Origin of the sequence: Roseobacter insulae (assembly GCF_019375555.1) — a bacterium.
In the GTDB taxonomy this organism is placed as follows: Bacteria; Pseudomonadota; Alphaproteobacteria; order Rhodobacterales; family Rhodobacteraceae; genus Roseobacter; species Roseobacter insulae.
Genome location: NZ_JAHXDN010000003.1, coordinates 481,621 through 503,586, shown reverse-complemented (window position 1 = coordinate 503,586; position 21,966 = coordinate 481,621). Strand labels below are relative to the sequence as shown.

General features: G+C 61.1%; 17 protein-coding genes and 1 tRNA gene. 6 read left to right on the top strand and 12 right to left on the bottom strand.

Going from position 1 to position 21,966, the window contains the following annotated elements; genetic code table 11:
* Window positions 1-38: 38 nt before the first annotated feature.
* From KX928_RS13910 to guaB, 6 genes are all read right to left on the bottom strand, one after another.
* Complete coding sequence (locus KX928_RS13910; RefSeq protein WP_219503588.1) at window positions 39-326, bottom strand: DUF1330 domain-containing protein; 288 nt, start codon at window positions 324-326, stop codon at window positions 39-41.
* A 5-nt stretch (window positions 327-331) separates the two neighbouring features.
* Complete coding sequence (gene alaS, locus KX928_RS13905; protein WP_219503584.1) at window positions 332-3,022, bottom strand: alanine--tRNA ligase; 2,691 nt, start codon at window positions 3,020-3,022, stop codon at window positions 332-334.
* A 143-nt stretch (window positions 3,023-3,165) separates the two neighbouring features.
* Window positions 3,166-4,245, bottom strand: a complete 1,080-nt coding sequence (gene recA, locus KX928_RS13900; RefSeq protein ID WP_219503582.1) for a recombinase RecA — start codon at window positions 4,243-4,245, stop codon at window positions 3,166-3,168.
* Window positions 4,246-4,605: 360 nt separating this feature from the next.
* The gene (locus tag KX928_RS13895) at window positions 4,606-6,939 is read right to left on the bottom strand and encodes an ATP-binding protein (RefSeq protein ID WP_219503580.1); all 2,334 of its coding nucleotides are present in this window, start codon (window positions 6,937-6,939) and stop codon (window positions 4,606-4,608) included.
* A 72-nt stretch (window positions 6,940-7,011) separates the two neighbouring features.
* Window positions 7,012-8,169, bottom strand: coding sequence for an RsmB/NOP family class I SAM-dependent RNA methyltransferase (locus tag KX928_RS13890; RefSeq protein WP_219503577.1), 1,158 nt, complete (start codon window positions 8,167-8,169; stop codon window positions 7,012-7,014).
* 49 nt (window positions 8,170-8,218) lie between these two features.
* Window positions 8,219-9,667, bottom strand: a complete 1,449-nt coding sequence (gene guaB, locus KX928_RS13885; RefSeq protein ID WP_219503575.1) for an IMP dehydrogenase — start codon at window positions 9,665-9,667, stop codon at window positions 8,219-8,221.
* Window positions 9,668-9,826: 159 nt separating this feature from the next.
* Between guaB and speB the strand changes: the two genes are divergently transcribed.
* From speB to KX928_RS13865, 4 genes are all read left to right on the top strand, one after another.
* Window positions 9,827-10,798 carry an agmatinase gene (speB, locus tag KX928_RS13880; protein ID WP_219503860.1) on the top strand — a complete coding sequence of 324 codons (972 nt, stop codon included), beginning with the start codon at window positions 9,827-9,829 and terminating at the stop codon, window positions 10,796-10,798.
* Between the two features lie 113 nt (window positions 10,799-10,911).
* Window positions 10,912-12,963 (top strand): ASKHA domain-containing protein, encoded by a 2,052-nt coding sequence (locus KX928_RS13875; RefSeq protein ID WP_219503573.1) that lies wholly within the window; start codon window positions 10,912-10,914, stop codon window positions 12,961-12,963.
* Entirely contained in the window at window positions 12,960-13,811 is an 852-nt protein-coding gene (locus tag KX928_RS13870; protein ID WP_219503571.1) for a class I SAM-dependent methyltransferase, read from the top strand. The genes KX928_RS13875 and KX928_RS13870 overlap by 4 nt, the downstream gene beginning before the upstream one ends.
* 46 nt (window positions 13,812-13,857) lie before the next feature.
* Window positions 13,858-13,931: transfer RNA gene (locus tag KX928_RS13865), tRNA-Gly, on the top strand.
* A 29-nt stretch (window positions 13,932-13,960) separates the two neighbouring features.
* On the opposite strand, the gene KX928_RS13860 is transcribed toward KX928_RS13865, so the two are convergent.
* Together KX928_RS13860 and KX928_RS13855 are read right to left on the bottom strand one after the other, a co-directional pair.
* The gene (locus KX928_RS13860) at window positions 13,961-14,404 is read right to left on the bottom strand and encodes a hypothetical protein (RefSeq protein WP_219503569.1); all 444 of its coding nucleotides are present in this window, start codon (window positions 14,402-14,404) and stop codon (window positions 13,961-13,963) included.
* 118 nt (window positions 14,405-14,522) lie between these two features.
* Entirely contained in the window at window positions 14,523-16,142 is a 1,620-nt protein-coding gene (locus tag KX928_RS13855; RefSeq protein WP_219503567.1) for a long-chain-fatty-acid--CoA ligase, read from the bottom strand.
* 124 nt (window positions 16,143-16,266) lie between these two features.
* On the opposite strand from KX928_RS13855, the gene KX928_RS13850 reads away from it, so the two are divergent.
* The gene (locus KX928_RS13850) at window positions 16,267-16,749 is read left to right on the top strand and encodes an acyl-CoA thioesterase (RefSeq protein WP_219503563.1); all 483 of its coding nucleotides are present in this window, start codon (window positions 16,267-16,269) and stop codon (window positions 16,747-16,749) included.
* Between the two features lie 67 nt (window positions 16,750-16,816).
* Here KX928_RS13850 and pgi read toward each other — a convergent pair whose 3' ends face one another.
* The 3 genes from pgi to zwf are packed head-to-tail and all read right to left on the bottom strand — an operon-like array spanning window position 16,817 to window position 20,543.
* The gene (gene pgi, locus KX928_RS13845; RefSeq protein ID WP_219503561.1) at window positions 16,817-18,409 is read right to left on the bottom strand and encodes a glucose-6-phosphate isomerase; all 1,593 of its coding nucleotides are present in this window, start codon (window positions 18,407-18,409) and stop codon (window positions 16,817-16,819) included.
* Window positions 18,406-19,077, bottom strand: a complete 672-nt coding sequence (pgl, locus tag KX928_RS13840) for a 6-phosphogluconolactonase (RefSeq protein ID WP_219503559.1) — start codon at window positions 19,075-19,077, stop codon at window positions 18,406-18,408. The genes pgi and pgl overlap by 4 nt, the downstream gene beginning before the upstream one ends.
* Window positions 19,074-20,543, bottom strand: coding sequence for a glucose-6-phosphate dehydrogenase (zwf, locus tag KX928_RS13835; protein ID WP_219503557.1), 1,470 nt, complete (start codon window positions 20,541-20,543; stop codon window positions 19,074-19,076). Before zwf ends, pgl begins: the two co-directional genes overlap by 4 nt.
* Window positions 20,544-20,717: 174 nt before the next feature.
* On the opposite strand from zwf, the gene KX928_RS13830 reads away from it, so the two are divergent.
* Complete coding sequence (locus KX928_RS13830; protein ID WP_219503555.1) at window positions 20,718-21,665, top strand: radical SAM protein; 948 nt, start codon at window positions 20,718-20,720, stop codon at window positions 21,663-21,665.
* Between the two features lie 11 nt (window positions 21,666-21,676).
* Here the strand turns inward: KX928_RS13830 and KX928_RS13825 are convergent, their stop codons facing one another.
* Complete coding sequence (locus KX928_RS13825; RefSeq protein ID WP_219503554.1) at window positions 21,677-21,946, bottom strand: usg protein; 270 nt, start codon at window positions 21,944-21,946, stop codon at window positions 21,677-21,679.
* Window positions 21,947-21,966: the final 20 nt, after the last annotated feature.

The window sequence follows — 21,966 nt, the reverse complement described above, 5'->3', positions numbered from 1 at the left end:
GCTGTGTGAAAGGGCCGCCCTGACAGTGCGGCGCTTGGCTATTCGGTGGTCTCGATGATCATCAACTCGCGTTCACTGGCGTCGCGCGCGTGGTTCAATGCCCGCTGGTAGGTCTCTGAACGATAGCATTTTTCAGCTGTTTCGACATCGGGAAACCGCGCCACCACGTTGCGGGGACGCGCCTGCCCCTCCAGTTGGACGAAGCGGCCACCACGGGCAATGAAAACACCGCCGTGATCGGCAATCGCCTCGGTCGCCAGCGCCGCGTATTTGCCATAAGCCTCCTCATCGGTGACGGTGACATGTGCGATCCAAAGTGCTCCCATGGGTCCTATCCTCTCAATATGCCTTCGGCGGCGGCAATCGCAGCCGCCGCGTTCTGCGCGTCCCTGGCACCGCCCTGCGCCATATCGGGACGTCCGCCCCCGCCCTTGCCGCCAAGCTCGGCGACCGCAGCCTTGACGATATCGACGGCCGAGATTTTCTCGACAAGGTCTTTCGTGACCCCGGCGGCCACCGCTGCCTTGCCATTCGCATCCGCGATCAGCAATACAGCGCCGCTGCCCATTTTCTCTTTGAACTGATCGACAAGCGCGGGCAGATCCCGCCCCGTGACACCGGAAAGAACCTGCGCCGTGAAGGCGACACCTCCCACGTCCCGGCTCTCGGGAGCAGCCGTTCCGCTGCCGCCGGACATCGCCAGTTCGCGGCGCAACTGCGCCACTTCGTTGCTCAGGCTGCGGCGTTCCTCGATCAGGCTCCGCACCCTTTCGGGCACATCCGCAGGCTGTGCTTTCAGATCCTGCGCAACTTCGGCCAGCCGCTGCTCCTGAGCACGCAGATAAGACACGGCGGCAGCCCCTGTCAGCGCTTCGATCCGGCGCACGCCGGCACTGCTTGCGCTGTCGCCCAAGGTCACGAATGCGCCGATATCGCCGGTCTGGCGCACATGCGTACCGCCACATAGCTCCAGCGAATAGGTATCGCCCTCCGGCCCCTTGCCGGAACCGCGTTTGCGGCCCATGGAGACAACACGCACTTCATCGCCGTACTTCTCACCAAAAAGCGCCTGTGCGCCCATCGCGCGCGCGTCATCGGGCGTCATGATCCGGGTCTCAACCGGTGCATTCTGACGGATGTAGTCGTTCACATCCGCCTCGATTTTGATCAGCTGCTCCGGGGTGAGCGCGTCGGTATGGCTGAAATCAAACCGGAGGCGGTCGCTGGCATTCAGTGACCCGCGCTGCGCAACATGATCGCCCAGGGCCTCGCGGAGCGCCTCGTGCAGCAAATGCGTGGCCGAGTGATTGGCGCGAATTGCCGTGCGCCGCGCGTGATCGACCTCAAGCTGCACGGCATCCCCCACGTTCAGACGGCCGGTCTCAACCGTCAGGTAGTGGGCAAAAAGGCCGCCGCCGCGCTTCTGGACGTCACTCACATGGCCGGAAAAACGCATGTGCTCTGCCTGATGTGTCCCTTCACGAATGCGAATGTACCCCTGGTCGCCAACCTGCCCGCCGGATTCGGCATAAAACGGGGTCTGGTTGAAAACCACCCAGGCCGCGCCGCCCTCTGTATCCAGAGCAGGGATTTCCCCGCCATCCGCGATGATCGCCAGCACCACGCCTTCGGCCGTTTCGGCATCGTAGCCCAGAAAATCCGTCGCCCCGTGCTGATCGGCCACGTCGAACCAGATCGTGGCGTCCGCCGCTTCGCCGGATCCGGACCACGCGGCGCGGGCCTTGGCCTTCTGTTCTGCCATGGCGGCATCAAAGCCATCGGTGTCCACGCCCCGGCCCTTTTCGCGCAGCGCATCCTGCGTAAGATCGAGGGGAAATCCGTAGGTGTCGTAAAGCTTGAACGCCGCATTGCCTGGCAGGTCTGCGCCTTCCGGCAGGCTGGCCAGTTCGTCGTCGAGCAGTTTGAGACCACGATCCAGCGTCTGGCGGAACCGCGTTTCCTCCTGAAGCAGGGTCTGCTCGATCATGGACTGGGCTTGACCCAGCTCCGGATAGGCACCGCCCATCTGTTGCACAAGGGCCGGTACCAGCCGGTGCATCACCGGGTCCTTGGCGCCCAGCAGATGCGCATGACGCATCGCGCGGCGCATGATGCGCCGCAAAACATAACCGCGCCCATCGTTCGAGGGCATAACCCCGTCTGCCATCAGGAAGGATGTGGAGCGCAGATGGTCGGCGATCACGCGGTGGTGCACGTTCTGAGCACCGTAAGGATCGACGCCGGTCGCATGGGCGGAGGCCTCGATCAGCGACTTGAACAAATCGGTGTCGTAGTTGTCATGACTGCCCTGCAGCAGCGCGCCAATACGTTCCAGGCCCATGCCGGTATCAATCGACTGCATGTCCAGATCGATCATCGAGCCATCTTCGAACTGTTCGTTCTGCATGAAAACGATGTTCCAGATCTCGATGAACCGGTCCCCGTCTTCTTCCGGGCTGCCGGGGGGCCCTCCCCAGATATGATCGCCGTGGTCGTAGAAGATCTCGGTGCAGGGCCCGCACGGACCGGTTGGGCCCATCTGCCAGAAATTGTCTGAAGTGGCGATGCGGATGATCCGCTCTTCCGGCACGCCGACTTTCTTCCAGATATCAAAGGCTTCGTCATCGGTGTGATAAACCGTGACATACAGCCTGTCCCTGGGGATGCCGAATTCACCGGTGATCAGGTTCCAGGCAAAGGGGATGGCGTCTTCCTTGAAGTAATCCCCAAAGCTGAAATTCCCCAGCATTTCAAAGAACGTATGATGCCGCGCGGTATAGCCCACGTTGTCCAGATCGTTGTGTTTGCCGCCGGCGCGTACGCATTTCTGAGCGGTTGTCGCGCGCTTGTAGTCGCGTGTTTCCACTCCCGTGAACAGGTTCTTGAACTGCACCATGCCCGAGTTCACGAACATCAGGGTCGGATCGTTGCGCGGTACCAGTGGGCTCGACGGCACAACCGCATGGCCCTGCTTGTCAAAATAGGACAGGAACGTGGAGCGGATATCGTTCAGCGTTTGCATGGGGCCGGGCCTTTGAGCGTGAAGTTCATGGTTGAGACCAAATAGCCCCCAAGCTTCCGGCTGTCCACGTCTCAAAGGGGTTTAAAATGCAATGAGGGCGCACCGTTGCGGCACGCCCTTCAAAATCGTCCAGGATGAAGCGCTTACGCTTCGAGGATGTCGTCGTCTTCCTTGCGCTCATGTTCTGGCATATCGAAGTCCAGCCCATGTGCGGCGCGGATTTTATCTTCGATCTCCAGAGCCATCTGGACATTCTCACGCAGGAAACCCTTGGCGTTTTCACGCCCCTGCCCGATCCGTTCATCGCCATAGCTGAACCAGGATCCGGATTTGTCGACAACACCGGCCGCAACGCCGAGGTCGAGGAGCTCACCCATTTTTGAGATGCCCTCACCATACATGATATCGAACTCAACCTGCTTGAAGGGCGCGGCCACCTTGTTCTTGACGACTTTCACACGCGTGTGGTTGCCCACGACCTCGTCACGGTCCTTCAGCGCGCCGATGCGGCGGATGTCGAGGCGAACGGAGGAGTAGAATTTCAGCGCGTTGCCCCCGGTGGTCGTTTCCGGAGAGCCGAACATCACGCCGATTTTCATACGGATCTGGTTGATGAAGATCACCATGCAATTGCTGCGGCTGATCGACCCGGTCAGCTTGCGCATCGCCTGGCTCATCAGGCGGGCCTGCACGCCGACCGAACTGTCGCCCATATCCCCTTCGAGTTCGGATTTGGGGGTCAGGGCGGCCACGGAATCCACGATCACCATATTCACGGCCCCGGAGCGCACCAGCGTATCGGTGATCTCCAGCGCCTGCTCACCCGTGTCAGGCTGGCTGATCAGCAATTCGTCGAGATCGACGCCGAGCTTCTTGGCATAGGTCGGGTCCAGCGCGTGTTCTGCATCCACGAAGGCACAGACGCCGCCCGCCTTTTGCTGTTCGGCAACACAGTGCAGCGTCAGCGTGGTTTTACCGGAGCTTTCCGGGCCGTAAATCTCGACAATCCGCCCCATCGGCAGACCGCCGATGCCCAGGGCAATGTCCAGACCTAGAGAGCCCGTCGAACTGGCTTTGATGTCCTGCACAGCCCCTTCCTGACCCAGCTTCATGATCGAACCCTTGCCGAACTGACGTTCAATCTGCGCCAGCGCGGAATCCAACGCTTTCTGTTTGTCTGCTGTCTTCTTGCTATCCATGCTCAATAAATCTGCCGTTGCCATTTATGTTTCCCCTTAGTGTCATACTTCGCGAAACTCGGCAATGAGTGCCGGTGTTTCGGACCTAAAATGTTCTCATTACGTTCCTTATGAGATCAAAAGGAGAACATTTCAATCAAAATTTCGCTAATTCATCATTTTACGAATCTGGTTAAGGAGTGGTTTAAATCGGCTGAGTTGTTTTCGTGACCGGGGCGGATATCAGCTATCCTGACGGTCCCGCTGCGTTTTTTTCTGATCCGCCTAAGGGAAACTGCTCGGAAGGTTATGTCCCGGTGACCCGTATCCGAGCGCCATCGGGACGGACCGGTTTCCGGCCGTGCAAAGCATTGAAAACGGGCGCGTTTTATGCGCCACCAAGGATCAGTGAAGCTGTTGGTGCACCGTGTCTGTCAGGTCGCTCAGGGAGAACGGTTTGGGCAGGAAAACCGAATTCGGTATCTTGATCTGCGTCTCGCCAAAGCTGTCTTCGGCATAGCCGGAAACGAAAACAACCCGGACGCCGGGCCGCTCTTTCAGTGCTTCGCGCACCCAGCTCGGTCCGTCCATGCCGGGCATGACGACGTCGGTCACGAATACATCGACGTTGAGCGTTGAGTCTTCGAGGGTTTTGAGGGCGGCTTCGGCGGAATCCGCTTCCAGAACGGTGTAGCCCCGCAACCGCAGCGCCCGGCTGGCAAAAGCCCGCACCGGGGCCTCGTCTTCGACAAGCAGGATCACGCCATCCCCGTGTTTGCCGGTGGGTTTAGCAGTCACCTGACGCTCTACCGGCGCAGCTGTCTCCGAGGGCTCCAGAACGGGGAAATACAGGGTGAAGCAGGTGCCCGACCCCACCGTGCTGTCAACGAAGATATATCCGCCGGTTTGCTTGATGATGCCGTAGGCGGTGGACAGGCCCAGACCGGTCCCCTCGCCCGTCCTCTTTGTTGTAAAAAAGGGCTCGAACACCTTTTGCAGCTTGTCCGACGGGATGCCGACGCCTTCATCGGAAACCTGGACGGTTACGTACCGGCCCGGTGGCACGCTGACGCGGTCACGTTCCAGCGGTTTTTCCAGATCGGTGCATTCCGTCACGATGCGAATCTGCCCACCCTGGGGCATCGCATCGCGCGCGTTCACGACCAGATTCATCAGAACCTGTTCCAGCTGGCGTTTGTCCGCCCGAATGGGTTCCAGCACCGGGTCATGGCTGAGGGTGAGCGTGATTTTCTCGCCGACAAGGCGGTTCAGCAGATGGGTCAGATCGGACAACGTGTCCCGCATGTCCAGCGTTTCGGGTCGCAATGTCTGTTTGCGCGAGAAGGCCAGCAACTGGCCGACAAGTGCTGCGGCGCGGTTCGCGTTCTGATTGATCTGGACCAGATCGCTGAAATCCGGATCTCCCTGGTCATGGCGCAGCAGCAGCAGGTCGCAGTGCCCTGAAATCGCGGTGAGCAGATTGTTGAAGTCATGCGCAACACCACCCGCCAGCTGCCCGATCGCCTGCATCTTCTGGCTCTGCACAAACTGCGCTTCGAGAGACTTGAGCTCGGTTGCGTCATTCAGCACCGCGATCAGCGCCGGTTTTCCCTCTTCCGTCACGCGATTGAGGGTCACCTGCACGAAGACTTCCTTATCCGTGCGCTTGAGCCGCAGAAACTCCGATTGCTGTGTCGCGCGGCCCGCCAGCGTCTCGGTCAGCCAATCTGTGATGGAGCGCCCCAACCCTTCCATCAGGTCGGAAAGATGCACTTCGTCTTTCAGGGAAACGCCGATCAGCCCCGCCGCCAGACGGTTGTAGGACTGGATACGCCCGTCCGGACAGACCTTGAGCAGCGGCACCGGCAGATCCTGAAACACGTTCCAGCCGTCCTTGGCCATCGTCTCTGTGCCGGGCGGCAGCAGGTAGAGCGCCCGTCGGCCCGCCCCGCCATCCACCTCACTGACCAAGGCGCGCGTTGGTCCTTCGACGCCGGTGATATCGCAGACGGTCCCGGGAATGATCGGTAGCTGCTTAAACAACCGGTCCAGGGTCTTGATGCGTCCGCCCGCCAGTTTTCGCGCAGGTTCGTTCATATACAAAACAGCGTCCGTACGGCCAATCAGGATCATCGGCAGTGTTGGGCCTTCGTTTTGTTGCGCGGCAACCGGCACGTCTTCGAGCCGCCACAAAAAGCTCTCTTCACCCGTCTGGTGGACGACCAGCCGGATATGGCCCTTCCGCGTTACCATGTCTTCGCGCGCTGCACCTTCCAGCTCTGCACGTGTTTGCAGTCGGAATATGATCCCGCTGGGGTTGGCCAGCGTATTTTTCAAAGTACCACTGATCGTGTCTTCGATGTCCTTGGCAAAACGTTTGCGCGCGGCAACATTCGATGACAGGATTTCACCTTCCTTGTCGGTGAGAAAACTGGGCGAGGAGTCCTTGCTGATGAAGTCGGACAGGAGCGAAATGGTTGCCGCGTTTTTCTTCTTGTGGCGCTGCGCCAGCGACATCAGTATGCAGCTGAGCACGATGAGGGACAGCGAAGCTGCGAACAACGCCCGGCGAGCCAGCAAGTCCGGTGAGGCCAGGGCCAGGACCCCCATCAGAACGCCCATCAAAACAAGAGTGCCCATGCGTCTTTGTGAGTTCACGGCAAAGCGGGTCAGTTTTGAGGGGGACAATGCGTTACGCGGCAAAATCAGGCTCCCAGAAGTTTCGAATCGCTTCCGCATTAACGCGCCTGATGTATTAATCTTGGCTTAACCACGTCAGGTAATGCTCGTGCAGGTTGAGTATGCCGAGCATTAAGCGCGCGTCAAGTGTGCTGTAAAGAAACCATCCCCGTTATCCGTCACGTTGAAACGGCGTTGGAAGGTGCAAATCCAGTCATCATGCCGGTCCAGAAAGGCCGCGATGCGGTCTTCGTTTTCCGATGTGAGCAGGGAGCATGTGGCGTAAACAAGCCAGCCCTTCGGCGTCACCAAGCCGATCGCCTGATCCAGAATATCGTCCTGAAGCCGGATCAGGTGCTCCAGCCTCTCAGGTGTCAAAAGCCATTTCGCCTGTGGGGCGCGCCGCCATGACCCGCTGCCCGAGCAGGGCGCATCACACAGCACAACATCGAAGGGCGCGGTGGCCTCCAAAGACGCCGTGTCGATCTGGTCGATGGTGGCCTGCGCCCGGCGCGCGCGGGCGGGTAAATCCTGCATGCGGCGGGGGTCAATATCATGCGCCGCGACCTGACGCCCCGCGGCGGCCATCGCAAGCGCCTTGCCGCCGCCGCCCGCACAATAGTCCAGACACCTGCCACCTTCGGGCAACAGCGCCACGATTTCCTGCGACGCCGCGTCCTGAAGTTCGATCAGACCGTCCTGAAAAAGACGCGAAGCCCGCACGCGGCGCGCACCATCTGCAACGGTGACGGCGGTTTTCGACAGCGGGTTCGGGTCCGCGTGGATGCCTTCGTTCGCCAACGCGGTGATTACGGCGTCCCGTGTCATCCGCCGCGTGTTGACGCGCAAGCTCACCGGCGCCCGGGACTGGAGGCTCCGTGCCGCGTCTGATGCATCCGGTCCGAGGCTGATCTCGAACGCAGGCACCAGCCACTCCGGCAGGTTCCACAGATCGGCCTTTTCAAGGGGCGGCGTACCGTGCTCCCGTTCCGCTTCGTCCAACGGTGCGGGGGCATGACCCTGGCCAGAGAAGAGGGCCGCAAGATCCGCGCCCTGCTGACGCAACAGGCCGATCATAATCGCGCGGCCGGTTTCCGCCCCCCCGAGGGCCGCGGCAGAGCGCTTGCAGCGCAGCGCGTCAAAGACGTGATCGCGTATTGCCGCACGGTCTTTCGATCCTGCAAAGCGGTTGCCCCGCGCCCATCGTGTGAGCGCCTGTTCGGCGGCGGCGCCCGCAAGAATTACGTCGAGCACGTCGATGGCGGCCGCTACCCGCGCGCCCGGCGTCATGGGTCGCGCCGCACGGCACGCAGGAGGTGGACCGGGTCAGATCGCATCTTCAGCCTGCCCGGTAATTTGGGCTCTCGCGGGTGATCTGAACGTCATGCACATGGCTTTCCTTGAGACCGGCCCCGGTGATTTTGACGAAATGGCAGTTGGTACGCATCTCATCGATGGTTGCGCAACCGGTGTATCCCATGGCCGCCCGCAAACCGCCGACCAGCTGGTGCAGGACCGCCCCGGCACTGCCTTTGTAGGCCACCTGCCCTTCGATGCCTTCGGGAACCAGCTTGTCGCTCGCGGCATCTTTCTGGAAATACCGGTCCGCAGAGCCGCTGGCCATCGCACCCAGGCTGCCCATGCCGCGATAGCTTTTGAAACTCCGGCCCTGGTAAAGGATCACCTCGCCGGGGCTTTCGTCGGTGCCTGCGATCATGCTGCCAACCATCGCGCAGGACGCACCCGCCGCAATCGCCTTGGCGAAATCGCCGGAGAATTTGATGCCGCCATCCGCGATCACCGGTATCTCCCCGGCGGCAGCCGCACAATCCATGATCGCGGTCAGTTGCGGCACGCCGACACCCGCAACCATGCGGGTCGTGCAGATCGAACCCGGCCCGATGCCGACCTTGATCGCGTCCGCGCCGGCGTCGATCAGGGCGCGTGTGGCCTCGCCGGTGGCCACGTTGCCAGCGACGATCTGCACCTCGTTGGACAGCGCCTTGGCGCGGCGCACAGCTGCCGCGACCCCTTCGGAGTGGCCATGTGCCGTGTCGATGACGATCATATCCGCGCCCGCATCCACCAGCGCCTCGGACCGTTCAAACCCGGCGTCGCCCACGGTGGTCGCCGCCGCCACCCGCAACCGACCCAGCGCATCCTTGCAGGCGGTCGGGTTCAACACGGCCTGTTCGGTGTCTTTCAGTGTCAGCAACCCGGTAAGCTTGCCAGCCTTGTCGGTGATCAGCAGTTTTTCGATCCGGCGCGCCTTCATCAGGCTGATGGCCTCTTCGCGGTCTGCAGGCTCCTGCAGGATCGCCAGGTTCTCCGAGCTCATCATCACCGAAACGGGTGTTTTGTCATCGCTGGCAAACCGCATGTCGCGATTGGTCACGATGCCGACCACACGTCCCGCATCGTCCACAACCGGGAAACCGGTCACGCGGTACCGTTCCTGAAGGGCCTTGGCATCGGCCAGAGTCTGATCGGCGCGCAGCGTGATCGGGTTGTACACGATCCCGCTCTCGAACCGCTTCACCCGGCGGACTTCACGGGCCTGCTCTTCGATGCTGAGGTTGCGGTGCACCACGCCGATGCCGCCTGCCTGCGCCATGGCAATCGCCATGCGTCCCTCGGTCACCGTATCCATGGCAGAACTGAGCAGCGGGATGTTCATCGATATCGCGCGGGTCACGCGTGTGCGGGTATCGGCCGTGGACGGCAGGACCGAGGACGCCCCCGGCACCAGCAGCACATCATCAAAGGTAAGGGCCTCACGAATCTCCATAGCAACCTCGCTTTGGGAGTGTCTCATTTGGCAGTTTCCTATTTCACGCCGGGCCAAAAATGGAAAGGGGCAAAATCAGGGCGAATCCGGGCCAAGCCCATTGCCAAGCCCGATTGCAGGTCTCAAGCTGTTGCAGCGCAGAACAACGAGGAGTTTCCGGTGAGTGGGCATGGCTATGACGCGGGCAGGCTCGATCTGCCGTTTGTGGGCATTACGACCTTTGGCAAACGTCCGTTTGTCGAGGACTGGCAGGCCATAGACGCCGATGTGGCGGTGCTGGGCGCGCCCTTCGATGCCGGCACGCAGTGGCGCGCGGGTGCGCGGTTTGGCCCGCGTGGCGTGCGCGATGCCTCGACGCTCTTCAGTTTTGGCCACGCCGGTGCCTACGATCATGAGGACGATGCAACTTACCTGCCCGCCGAGGTGCGCATCGTTGATATCGGAGACGCCGATATCGTGCATACGGATACCGAAAGAAGCCACGCCAATATCGAGCTCGGCGTGCGGGCGATCCTTGCAGCCGATGCCTTGCCCGTCGTGATCGGGGGGGATCATTCGATCAACATTCCCTGCATCCGGGCCTTCGGCGGGCCGGAACATGGCGGGGGCGATTTTCACGTCTTGCAGATCGATGCGCATCTGGACTTTGTCGATGAACGCCACGGCGTCCGCCATGGTCACGGCAACCCGATGCGCCGGGCGGCCGAGCAAGGATATGTTACCGGGCTGACCCAGGTTGGCATTCGCAACGTCAGCTCCACTGCCCGCGAAGGCTACGAAGATGCCCGCGCCATGGGGTCGCAGATCATTTCTGTCCGGCAAGCGCGCCAGATGTGTACCGCGGGCGTGCTGAGCACCCTGCCCCGCGGCGCCGACGTCTACATCACCATCGATATCGATGCTTTCTGCCCTTCCATCGCGCCGGGCACCGGCACACCCAGCCATGGTGGTTTTCTCTATTACGAGGTGCTGGAACTGCTGCAGGGCGTCGCGAAGTCTCACAAGGTTGTCGGCATCGATCTGGTCGAAGTGGCCCCCGACTATGATCCGACCGGCTCGACCTCCATTCTGGCGGCGCAACTCCTGCTGAACACTCTCGGTTTCATCCACCATGCGGGACGGCGCGACTGACACCGGGGCGCATGGATGCCGCCCGCGCTGCATTATGTGACGCGGATTGGCTTTCCCTTGGCCCCGTGACTGATATGCTGACCGCAACGCATTGATACAGGTACCTCAACTCTATGACGACTGATCCTCTCGTGGTGTTCACCCCGTCCGGAAAGCGCGGCCGTTTCGCCGTGGGCACGCCCATTCTGACAGCGGCCCGGCAACTGGGCGTGGACCTCGATTCAGTCTGCGGCGGACGCGGGATCTGCTCGAAATGTCAGATCACGCCGAGCTACGGCGAATTCTCCAAGCACGGGGTGACCGTCAAGGAAGACGCCCTGTCGGACTGGAACAAGGTCGAGCAGCGCTACAAGGACAAACGTGGTCTGAAAGAGGGGCGCCGTCTGGGCTGTCAGGCGACGGTTCAGGCGGATGTCGTCATCGACGTGCCGCCTGAAAGCCAGGTGCACAAGCAGGTCGTGCGCAAACGCGCCGAGGCGCGCGAGATCATCCTCGACCCGTCTACGAAGCTTTACTACATCGAAGTCGCCGAACCCGATATGCACGATCCGTCGGGGGATCTGGAGCGACTGCGCGATGCGCTGCACGCGCAATGGGACCTGGCCGAGATCACGGCGGACCTGCACATCCTGCAGATGATGCAGCCGATCCTGCGCAAGGGCGAATGGAAAGTGACCGTTGCCGTGCATCTGGGCGATGCCGAAAACAAACCCCGGATCATGAACATCTGGCCGGGCTATTACGACGGCACGGTTTACGGCCTTGCGGTTGATCTGGGCTCCACCACAATTGCTGCTCACCTGTGCGATCTGCAGACCGGTGAAGTGCTCGCCTCCTCCGGTGTGATGAACCCGCAAATCCGTTTTGGCGAAGACCTGATGAGCCGGGTGTCCTATTCCATGATGAACGCGAGGGGTGCGGAGGAGATGACCAGCGCCGTGCGGGAAGGCATGAACGCCCTCTTCACCCAGATCGCAACCGAGGCGCAGATCGACAAATCGCTGATCGTGGATGCGGTATTTGTCTGCAACCCGGTCATGCACCACCTGCTCTTGGGGATTGACCCCTTCGAATTGGGACAGGCGCCTTTCGCTCTGGCGACGAACAATGCGCTGCGGTTGCGGGCCGATGATCTGGGCCTGAACATTCATCCCTCCGCGCGTATCTACATGCTGCCGTGTATCGCCGGTCATGTCGGGGCCGATGCCGCCGCCGTCGCCCTGTCAGAAGCGCCGGATAAATCCGACGATCTGGTGCTGGTTGTCGATGTCGGTACAAATGCCGAGATTTTGCTGGGCAACAAGGACAAGGTGCTTGCCTGTTCATCGCCCACCGGTCCCGCCTTCGAAGGGGCGCAGATCAGTTCGGGACAGCGCGCTGCGCCGGGGGCCATTGAACGGGTCGAGATCGACCCGGCGACCAAGGCACCGCGGTTCAAGGTAATCGGCTCAGACATGTGGTCCGACGAAGACGGGTTCAACGAGATGATCGCCGCCACCGGGGTGACCGGCATCTGCGGGTCGGGCATCATCGAAATGGTGGCGGAGATGCGGCTCAACGGCATTGTCGATGCCCCCGGCCTGATCGGTTCGGCAGAACAGACCGGCTCGGACCGCTGTTTTCAGGATGGGCGCACCAATTCCTACCTTGTCTACGATGGGACGGCGTCGGGGGGCCCCCTGATCACCATCACCAACCGGGACATCCGTGAAATCCAGATGGCCAAGGCGGCGCTCTATTCCGGCGCGCGGCTGCTGATGGACAAGTTTGGCGTCGACAAGGTTGACCGCGTCGTGCTGGCCGGTGCTTTCGGGGCGCATATCTCGCCGAAACACGCGATGGTGCTGGGCATGATACCGGATGCGCCGCTGGACAAGGTCACTTCCGCCGGCAATGCGGCGGGTACAGGCGCGCGTATCGCCTTGCTGAACACCGCCTCGCGCGCCGAGATCGAAGCCACCGTGCGCGCGATCCACAAGGTCGAGACCGCAATCGAGCCCCGCTTTCAGGAACATTTCGTCAATGCCTCCGCCATTCCGAACGCGGTGGAGCCCTTCCCGATTCTGAACTCCATCGTGACGCTGCCAAACCAGACCTTCAACACGGGCGGTGGCGGCGCGGATGATGGCTCGGGTGGCGGGCGCAGAAGGAGACGCCGCGCATGACGTCGTCCAATGCAGACCAGGCCGAATTCTGGACCCGCGACGCCGGTCACAAATGGGTAGAGCAGCAGGAGATGCTGGATGCCTTCATGCAGCCGGTGTTGTCGGGCCTGCTGGCGCGGGCGGATTTGCAACCGGGAGAGCGGGTTCTCGACATCGGGTGCGGCACCGGCGCCAGCAGCCTGCAAGCGGCGGATGCGGTGGGCGCGTCAGGCTTCGTTCTGGGCGCTGATATTTCTCCGACCATGCTGGCGCAGGCGCACAAGCGGGCCGCTGGCATCGCACAGCTCACCTTCGCCTTGGCCGATGCCGCCGAGCACCCTTTTGACACCGCCACTTTCGATCACATGATTTCCAGGTTTGGCGTCATGTTCTTTTCGGATCCCGTTGCCGCATTCTCAAATATCGCCTCATCTTTAAAGCCCGGTGCCAGGGTGACTTTCGCCTCCTGGGGGCAGATCCCCAACAACCCCTGGTTCACCATTGCCGCGCAGGCCGCGAAAGCCCAGCTGGGTGCGCCACCGGCCGTGGACCCGGACGAACCTGGTCCCTTTGCGTTCCGCGATGTGGATCGGGTTTTGGCAATCCTGACGGAGGCTGGCTTTGCGGCAATCGACGCCGATGTCGTTGCGCTCCACCTCACACCCCCCGGCCCGCCGAGTCAGGTTTCTCAAATGGCCACGCGCGTCGGCCCCGCGGCACGCACGGTTGCGCATTTTGAAGCGTCGGACGAAGACGCCCGGGCCATTGCCGCGCGGGTTCAGGACGCCTTCCGGAGTTTTGAGACACCGCAGGGCGTGCGGATCCCGGCAGAGATCAATTTCTTTCAGGCGCGCGCCAAAGCCGGCTGACGGACCTTGACGCTTCCTGGGGAAGCCAATATCTCACCGGCAGAGCGCGGGTATGGTGAAAAGGTATCACGCGAGCTTCCCAAGCTTAAGTTACGAGTTCGATTCTCGTTACCCGCTCCAGAAAGTGCACCGCTCGGGCGGGGACACGGCTAGTTCAGCTCGAACGTCAGGCCAAAGGTAATCACCGCATCAACGGAATCCGCGTTTGTCGGGATCAGCTGCGTGAAAAAGTTTCTGTACCGCGCCTGAAAACCCGCCAGGGGAACGACGTCGCCGATCGCATGGCTGAACCGGTCGCCCTCGCCCGGATAGAGTGCCAGACCAGCAAAAACACCAACCTCGAATTCCGGGGCAACCTCAACATCGTAGCCGATTGAGGCCAGTACCGAAACATCTTCATAGCTGTTGTAGAAAGCGCCCACGCTGTAGTCGAAGGTTTCCTGTTCCCAGGTCAGAAAGACGCCCGGGTTGAATTCCTGAAAATCTTCGGTTGCATTGACATGCTCCGACCCGAGCAAAATCGACAGGCGATCAGGACCGGCAAGTGCCGTGGTGGGAAGAAGGGCAGCGAGGATCATCGCAGACAGTTTCATGGCGGAACTCCGACAAGGGTTTGAGGCTCTGCACGCAACAAGAGCACCGAAGGGCACGTTTGCCCCTCTGGTTGCATACTTTCCCGTCCAAGTCTGCGAGATAAGAGTTAACAGAGGTTTATTGCATCAAGATGTTCTGAAACGTGTCCCGCAAGTCACGTTTGAGGACCTTTCCGGTCGCGTTGCGCGGCAGCGCTTCGGTAAAGACAACAGTGTCGGGGATCTGCCACTTGGCGATTTTGCCGTCATAGATTTCCAATACCTTCCCGATGGACGGGGGGATGGTGCCTGCCGACACGGCAACCAGGACCGGACGCTCATCCCACTTGGGATGCTGCACCCCGATCACCGCTGCATCCGCAAGATCAGGGTGCGCGATGGCGATGTTTTCCAGCTCCACCGAACTGATCCACTCCCCGCCTGACTTGATGATATCCTTGGACCGGTCGCGAATGGTCAGATAGCCGTCGGCGTCCAGCGTGGCGACGTCGCCGGTGTTGAACCAGCCGTCCTGCAGGGTCTCTTCGCGGGTTGACCGGAAATAGGCGTCCAGAATGAAATGGCCGCGCACCAGCAGCTCCCCTTGCGTTTTGCCGTCGTGCGGCAAGAACCGGCCCTGATCATCGGCGACAGCCAGTTCAACACCCCAGGGGGGCCGCCCCTGATTTTCGCGCAGTCTGTGCAGGGCATCCAGTTCCAGGTCCAGATGTTTGGCCAGCGGCTGGTTGACGGTGCCGATGGGCGACATCTCGGTCATGCCCCATGCGTGAATGGTTTCCACGCCGTGGCGCTCCCGGAAGGCTTCGATCATCGAGGGTGGGCAGGCGGAACCACCCACCACCGTTTTTTCGAGACTTGGCAGCGTACTGCCTGCCTTGACGGCCTCGCCGAGCAGACCCAGCCAGATGGTGGGCACGCCGAGGGCGATGGTCACCTGATGACGGTCGATCAGCTCCACCAGCGACGGACCGTCCAGGCCCGGCCCGGGCAGGACGAGTCGTGCCCCGACCATCGCGCAGGCATAGGGCGACCCCCATGCATTGACGTGAAACATCGGCACGACAGGCAGAACGACATCCATTGCGGAAAATCCGATGCTGTCGGCAAGGTTGCACGCGAAACTGTGCAGCACCGTGGAGCGGTGCGAAAACAGAACGCCCTTCGGGTTGCCCGTCGTACCGGAGGTGTAACACAGGCTGGAGGCCGTCAGCTCATCAAACTGGGGCCATGCGTATTCCGGATCACCCTGTCCGATCAGATCGTCGTAGGCGATGACCTCCGGCAGCGTCTCTTGCGCGGCCCGCGCGTCCGTTTCGAGCAGCACAATGTGTTTGAGAGTAACCAGCTGATCCCGGATCGACGCGACCAGCGGAACGAATGTACTGTCGATGAACAGCACCTCGTCCCTTGCGTGGTTGATGATATAGACCAGCTGTTCGGGAAACAGGCGCGGATTGATCGTATGGCAGACATAGCCGCCGCCCGACACCCCGAAGTAGATTTCCAGATGCCGGCGGTTGTTCCACGCAATCGTGCCGCAGCGGGTTTGGGGCTCAAGTCCAAGCGCCGCAAGGGCGGAGGCCAGCCGTTTGGCGTTCCGGGACACACTGCGCCAGCTCACAGTCTCTTCGCCGCCGCCCGTGTTTACCGAATGGATGTGCGTGTCGCCATGGTACCTTGCCGCATGATCGATGAGCGAGGAAATCAACAGGGGCGCGGTCATCATCTGGCCTAGCATCGGCATCTCCAACAGGTCTTGCGATCTCGATACGCGTCAGGCGCCACCGCAGGTGCTACCGTGCCTGCTGTGGCACTTTCTGGCAAGCCTTGGCAAAAAAGCCCGCAGCGCGTAGTGCATCCGCATGACCTTGCTTTATCACACCCCGCTTTCGGCTGAGGCACAATCCGATCTGGGCATCACACCCCCTGCACCGCTCGCCATGGCCGACCGGGTGCGGTTTTCCGAACTTGACGTCCTCAACCATGTGAACAACGCCGTTTACATGCATTGGTTCGAGCGGTTGCGTATCCGGTACACACAGGACTGGGGGCTGTCGCGCTACATGGGCAGCGGCGGTGACCCCCGCATCGTTATCCGTTCGGGCGAGATTCATTACCGGCAGGAGATGGTGATGGATGAGGATTACGTCGTGACCTGTGGCTGCACGGCATTTCGGAACACATCCTTCACACTGGCCCAGACGCTCTGGTCCGGGGGCACGTTGCGCGCCACCTTTCACTGCGTGCTGGTGCTGCTGACCCATGACGGAGCGGCCCGTTTTCCGATCCCCGATCCGGTCAAGAGCCGGTTTCTCGCCGTGGACGGGGCACGGCCCGACGCCTGACGGCGGTTCACATCGTCAGGCATCTCCCGATGACGGCGCAAAGCGCGGAATCGCCCGCAACCATCACTCACGCCTGATGACGGTGAATGAAGTCGACCAGCGCCTTGGTCGATCCGTCCTTGCCGGAAGCGTCCTGCTCCCCTTCCACGATCGGTTGCAGCGATGTCGCCAGTTCCTTGCCCAGCTCAACGCCCCACTGGTCAAAGGAATTGATGCCCAGAATAACGCCTTCCACAAACACCCGGTGCTCATAGAGCGCGATGATCTGCCCGAGGGTAAAGGGATCAAGTGTCGGATAGGCCAGCGTTACCGATGGGCGGTTCCCGGCGAACACCCGGTGGCGCGCCTGTCTTTCCAACTCCTCCCCGGTAAAACCCGCCGCCTCCATTTTCGCGCGGGCCTCGTCCAGAGACCGCCCGCGCATCAGCGCTTCGGATTGCGCCAGACAGTTGGCAACCAGCAATTGGTGGTGATGCATCAGGTCCGGCTCGTGCCCGTCCGCGGCGATCATGAATTCGCAGGGCACCACCCGCGTTCCCTGATGGATCAGCTGGTAGAAGGCGTGCTGCCCGTTGGTGCCCGCCGCGCCCCAGACAATCGGCCCGCTGTCGACGTCGACCACCGCGCCCGACATCTGCACGCCCTTGCCGTTCGATTCCATTTCCAGTTGCTGAAAATAGTCCGGCAAGCGCGACAATCGTTGATCATAGGGCAGGACGGCCCGGCTGGCATAGCCACACACCTGCGCATGCCAGATGCCGACCAACGACAGCAGCATCGGCAGGTTTTCGGACACATCAGCCTGCCGGAAATGGGTATCCATCGCCTGCCCGCCCCGCAGGAACGCGTCGAAGGCAGCGGGGCCGATGGCAATCATCAGCGAGAGGCCAATCGGCCCCCACATTGAATAGCGCCCGCCGACCCAATCCTCGAAACCAAAGACGCGTTCTGCCGGAATGCCGAAGTCCCGGGTCTTGTCTTCGGCCGTGCTGAGCGCGGCAAACTGAGACGCCGCGTCTCCGCCGTGCTCCTGCATCCATGCCTTTGCCGTGCGCGCATTTGTCATGGTCTCGATTGTCGTGAAGGTTTTCGAGGCGACAATCACCAGCGTCGTCTTCGCATCCAATCCGCGCAGGGTATCGGCGATATGGGCCCCGTCGACATTGGACACAAAATGGCACCTTGGTCCGTCGTGATAGGGAGAAAGAGCTGCCACCGCCATCGCGGGACCCAGATCCGACCCGCCGATGCCGATGTTGACGACATCCGTGATCGGGCCGCTGCGGACGAGATCGGCATAAGACCGCATGCGCGCCAGGGTATCGCGCACGCCGGGCATGACATCCTGCCCGTCGACAAGGACCGGCCCGCCATCGAGATTGCGCAAGGCGGTGTGCAGTACCGCGCGCCCCTCGGTGTCATTGATCGGGGCACCGGAAAACATCGCGTCGCGCTTTGCCGCGACTTCTGCGGCCTCCACCAGTGTAAAGAGCGCTTTGCGCGTGTCAGCGTCGATATTGGTTTTGGAATAGTCAAAGAGCATATCGCCGGCCTGGGCGTTGAAGGATGTCGCCCGCCCCGGCTGATCGAAAAGCGACAGGATGGACCGGTCTTGCGTCGCCTCAAAACGCGCCCGCAGCCTGTCCCAATGTGGCGTCATGCTGCCCAATGCACCGTTCCTCCCTTGATCACCGCGCCGATGGGAGCATCAAGCGCGGGCAAGGTCATCGCGCGCTCCAGTGCAGCCCGTTTGTCATCTCCGAAAATCACCAGATGCTTGTCCATCGCACCGTCCAGTGCCTGTGCACTGAGAGAGACACGCTCTTCCGGCTGGTCCGGCGGCGAGACAGCACAGAGCAGCGGGGCATCACGCGCCATCGCTTCTTTCAAGCCCGGTGCCCGCGGGAAGAGAGAGGCGGTATGCATATCGGCTCCCATCCCCAACAACAGCACCGATATCGGCATCTCCCCGGCCAAGGCCGCCGAGACATCGGGTGCTGCCGCCTGCGCGGTCATCCCGTCGCGGTAAAAGGAGATGAAGCGGGCGTTTGCGGCATGCCCTGTCAGCAAACGGGATTTCACCAGCCCGGCGTTGGATCGCGCATGGTCTTCGGGAACCCACCGTTCATCTGTCAGCATCACGTGCACGCGCGACCAGTCGATTTCGACCGAACTCATCGCGTCGAAAACCGGGCCCGGCGTGGTGCCGCCCGGCACGGCAAAACTCGCGAACTCGTGCCGCAACAGGCACTTGCGCAAATCGCTCGTCAGCGCATGCGCCACATTCATGATCGCCATGTCGCGATCTGCGTTTTCGATGAAATTCATGGTGTGATCTCCCGCCATTCCCGGTCATCACGCCGCATCAGCTGAGTGGAGGTATCCGGCCCTGCGCCGTGGCTGTCGTAAGGCTTGGGCACATCGCCGCGCTTTGTCCAGCCTTCGATGATCGGATCGGTCCAGGCCCAGGCGGCCTCAACCTCGTCACCGCGCATGAACAGGGTCTGGTTGCCCCGGATCACATCCATGATCAGACGCTCGTAGGCATCGACATGTTCTGCACCGTCCGGCCCGAGCGCATCGGCAAAACTCATGTCCAGCGGCACGTCGATCAGACGCATCCCCCCCGGCCCCGGTTCCTTGATGGTCACGCCCAGCGTGATGCCTTCGTTGGGTTGCAAACGGATGGAGAGCACATTGCGGTGCCTCCCTGCCTCTTCGCCAAAGATCGAATGCGGCGTGTCCTTGAACACGATCGAGATTTCCGACGACCGGGCGCACAGCCGCTTGCCGGTGCGCAGATAGAACGGGGTGCCGGCCCACCGCCAGTTTGCAATATGGGTCTTCAGCGCCAGAAAGCTTTCTGTCTTGGATCTCGGGTTGTCGACCGCGGTGCGGTAGTCCGGCATGGCGTCGGGATCATCCGGGTCCGCGTCGTACTGGCCGCGGACGATGTGATGCGGTTCTACCGGATCCAGCGCACGGATGACTTTCAGTTTCTCGTCGCGCACCGCATCGGGAGAGAACCGTGCAGGCGGTTCCATCGCAATCAGGCACAAAAGCTGCATCAGGTGATTTTGCACCATGTCGCGCATCGCGCCGGACTTGTCGTAGTATTCCCCACGTCCGCCAACCCCGACGGTTTCCGCCACGGTGATCTGGATGTGGTCGACAAACTGGCTGTTCCACAGCGGCTCGAACAACATATTGCCGAACCGCACGGCCATCAGATTCTGAACCGTCTCCTTACCGAGGTAGTGGTCGATCCGGTAGATCTGTTTCTCGTCGAAATACTTTGCCAGGGTGGCGTTCAGGGCCTGCGCTGATGCGAGATCGCGCCCGAAGGGTTTTTCGACAACGATACGGGCCTTTGAGTCCGCCATGCCATGACTTTGCAACCGTTCGGCCAGGTCGCCAAAGAGCGAGGGTGCCACCGAGAAATAAAAGGCTTCGATCCGATCTTTGCCAGCCACGCGCGCCTGCAATTCGCTCCATCCCCTGTCGCCGCGCGCGTCGATGGTGACGTAGTCGAGGCACGTCAGGAACTTTTCCAGCGTTCCGTCTTCGCAGGCTTTGCCGCCGCCGAATTCCTGGATCGCCTCTGCCGCCAGGGCAGCATAATCATGGGCCTCCATATCGCTGCGTGCCGCCCCGATGATGCGCGCGTTCTCGGGCATCTGGCCGGAGCAGTAACGCCGAAACAGTCCCGGCAGGATTTTGCGGCGGGCCAGGTCGCCCGTGCCGCCGAAAATCACTAGATCGAAGGGGTCGACCGGAATAACGCGCGAAACCATGTGAGTTCATCCTGAGTTGCGATGTTTAAGCGTCGTGCGGACCTGTTAGCGCAAACAAAAACAAAATAAAAGCCGTTCACAAGAGCGTGCAAGTAGAACAAAAGATGTTTTCTTGCCTTTACCTATCCCCTAGCACACATTCACCTAAATTCGGAACAAAGGACGTCCTCGCCCATGAAAGACCTCGCACAGGCCAACGCAGGAAAGTTTCTGGACCCTGCCGTCACTGCCAAGGGCGATGCGCGGGCGACGGTAAGCCTTTCTTCCCCCAAGACCCTGTGGTTCAACACGGGCACACTGTGCAACATCGCCTGCCTCAACTGTTACATCGAAAGCAGTCCGACCAATGACCGGCTGGTGTATATCAGCGCGGATGAGGTGACGGATTATCTCAACCAGATCGACGACCGAAACTGGCCGATCTCGGAAATTGCCTTTACCGGTGGGGAGCCTTTCATGAACCCCGAGATGATTGAAATGGCGGAGCGGTCGCTGGCGCGGGGCTATGAGGTGCTGATCCTGACCAATGCCATGCGACCGATGATGCGGAGCGAGATGCAGAAAGGGTTGGTGGCGCTGAACGAAACCTACCCGGGCAAGCTGACCTTGCGGGTATCGGTTGATCATCACGACCCCCTTTTGCATGACGCGGAGCGTGGCGAAGGCGCTTTTGAGAAGACTTTGACCGGCATGAAGTGGTTGCGCGACCATGGTATCCGGATGGCCGTTGCCGGACGGTCGATCATGGCCGAAAACGACCGGGAAAGTCGGCAGGGCTACGCCGCTTTTTTCGCCAGGCACGGCTTTGACATCGATGCGCAAGATCCCGGAATGACAGTTCTTTTTCCGGAAATGGACGAGACTGTCGAGGTGCCAGAGATCACCACCGGCTGTTGGGGAATACTGAACAAATCGCCCGACGCGCTGATGTGTGCATCGTCGCGCATGGTGGTGAAACGCAAGGGCGATATCTCCCCGGTCGTGCTGGCCTGCACGCTCTTGCCCTACACACCTGAGTTCGAACTGGGCGCCACGCTTGAGCAGGCCGAAAAGGACGTCTCGCTCAACCATCCGCATTGCGCGAAGTTCTGCGTTCTGGGCGGCGCGAGCTGTTCTGCCTGACCGTTTCGCAGTCAGTGCAGGGCGAATTCGCCCCGCACGTTGCGCCATTCCCCGGGGCCAATCAGCTTGCGGTGCGTGAACCGCACGGAGTGCAGGGGCCCTTCGATTTCCGACTGCCAGAATTCAACGAATTCAAAGAGCTTGGGATGATCGGGCGCAATATCGTACTCCTGCCAGACGAAGGTGTTCAGAACATGGGTATAGTCCGGCATGTGGTAAAAGAATTCCGCTGTCGTCAGGCCGTAACCTTTCAGCATCAATTCCGTTTCTGAGTTGGGCATTTTGAACCTCTTGACTGCTT

Coding starts and splice junctions, on each gene's coding strand:
- KX928_RS13910 (WP_219503588.1), bottom strand. CDS start 326: ATGGGAGCACTTTGGATCGCACATGTCACCGTCACCGATGAGGAGGCT.
- alaS (WP_219503584.1), bottom strand. CDS start 3,022: ATGCAAACGCTGAACGATATCCGCTCCACGTTCCTGTCCTATTTTGAC.
- recA (WP_219503582.1), bottom strand. CDS start 4,245: ATGGCAACGGCAGATTTATTGAGCATGGATAGCAAGAAGACAGCAGAC.
- KX928_RS13895 (WP_219503580.1), bottom strand. CDS start 6,939: ATGCGGAAGCGATTCGAAACTTCTGGGAGCCTGATTTTGCCGCGTAAC.
- KX928_RS13890 (WP_219503577.1), bottom strand. CDS start 8,169: ATGACGCCGGGCGCGCGGGTAGCGGCCGCCATCGACGTGCTCGACGTA.
- guaB (WP_219503575.1), bottom strand. CDS start 9,667: ATGGAGATTCGTGAGGCCCTTACCTTTGATGATGTGCTGCTGGTGCCG.
- KX928_RS13875 (WP_219503573.1), top strand. CDS start 10,912: ATGACGACTGATCCTCTCGTGGTGTTCACCCCGTCCGGAAAGCGCGGC.
- KX928_RS13870 (WP_219503571.1), top strand. CDS start 12,960: ATGACGTCGTCCAATGCAGACCAGGCCGAATTCTGGACCCGCGACGCC.
- KX928_RS13860 (WP_219503569.1), bottom strand. CDS start 14,404: ATGAAACTGTCTGCGATGATCCTCGCTGCCCTTCTTCCCACCACGGCA.
- KX928_RS13855 (WP_219503567.1), bottom strand. CDS start 16,142: ATGCTAGGCCAGATGATGACCGCGCCCCTGTTGATTTCCTCGCTCATC.
- KX928_RS13850 (WP_219503563.1), top strand. CDS start 16,267: ATGACCTTGCTTTATCACACCCCGCTTTCGGCTGAGGCACAATCCGAT.
- pgi (WP_219503561.1), bottom strand. CDS start 18,409: ATGACGCCACATTGGGACAGGCTGCGGGCGCGTTTTGAGGCGACGCAA.
- pgl (WP_219503559.1), bottom strand. CDS start 19,077: ATGAATTTCATCGAAAACGCAGATCGCGACATGGCGATCATGAATGTG.
- zwf (WP_219503557.1), bottom strand. CDS start 20,543: ATGGTTTCGCGCGTTATTCCGGTCGACCCCTTCGATCTAGTGATTTTC.
- KX928_RS13830 (WP_219503555.1), top strand. CDS start 20,718: ATGAAAGACCTCGCACAGGCCAACGCAGGAAAGTTTCTGGACCCTGCC.
- KX928_RS13825 (WP_219503554.1), bottom strand. CDS start 21,946: ATGCCCAACTCAGAAACGGAATTGATGCTGAAAGGTTACGGCCTGACG.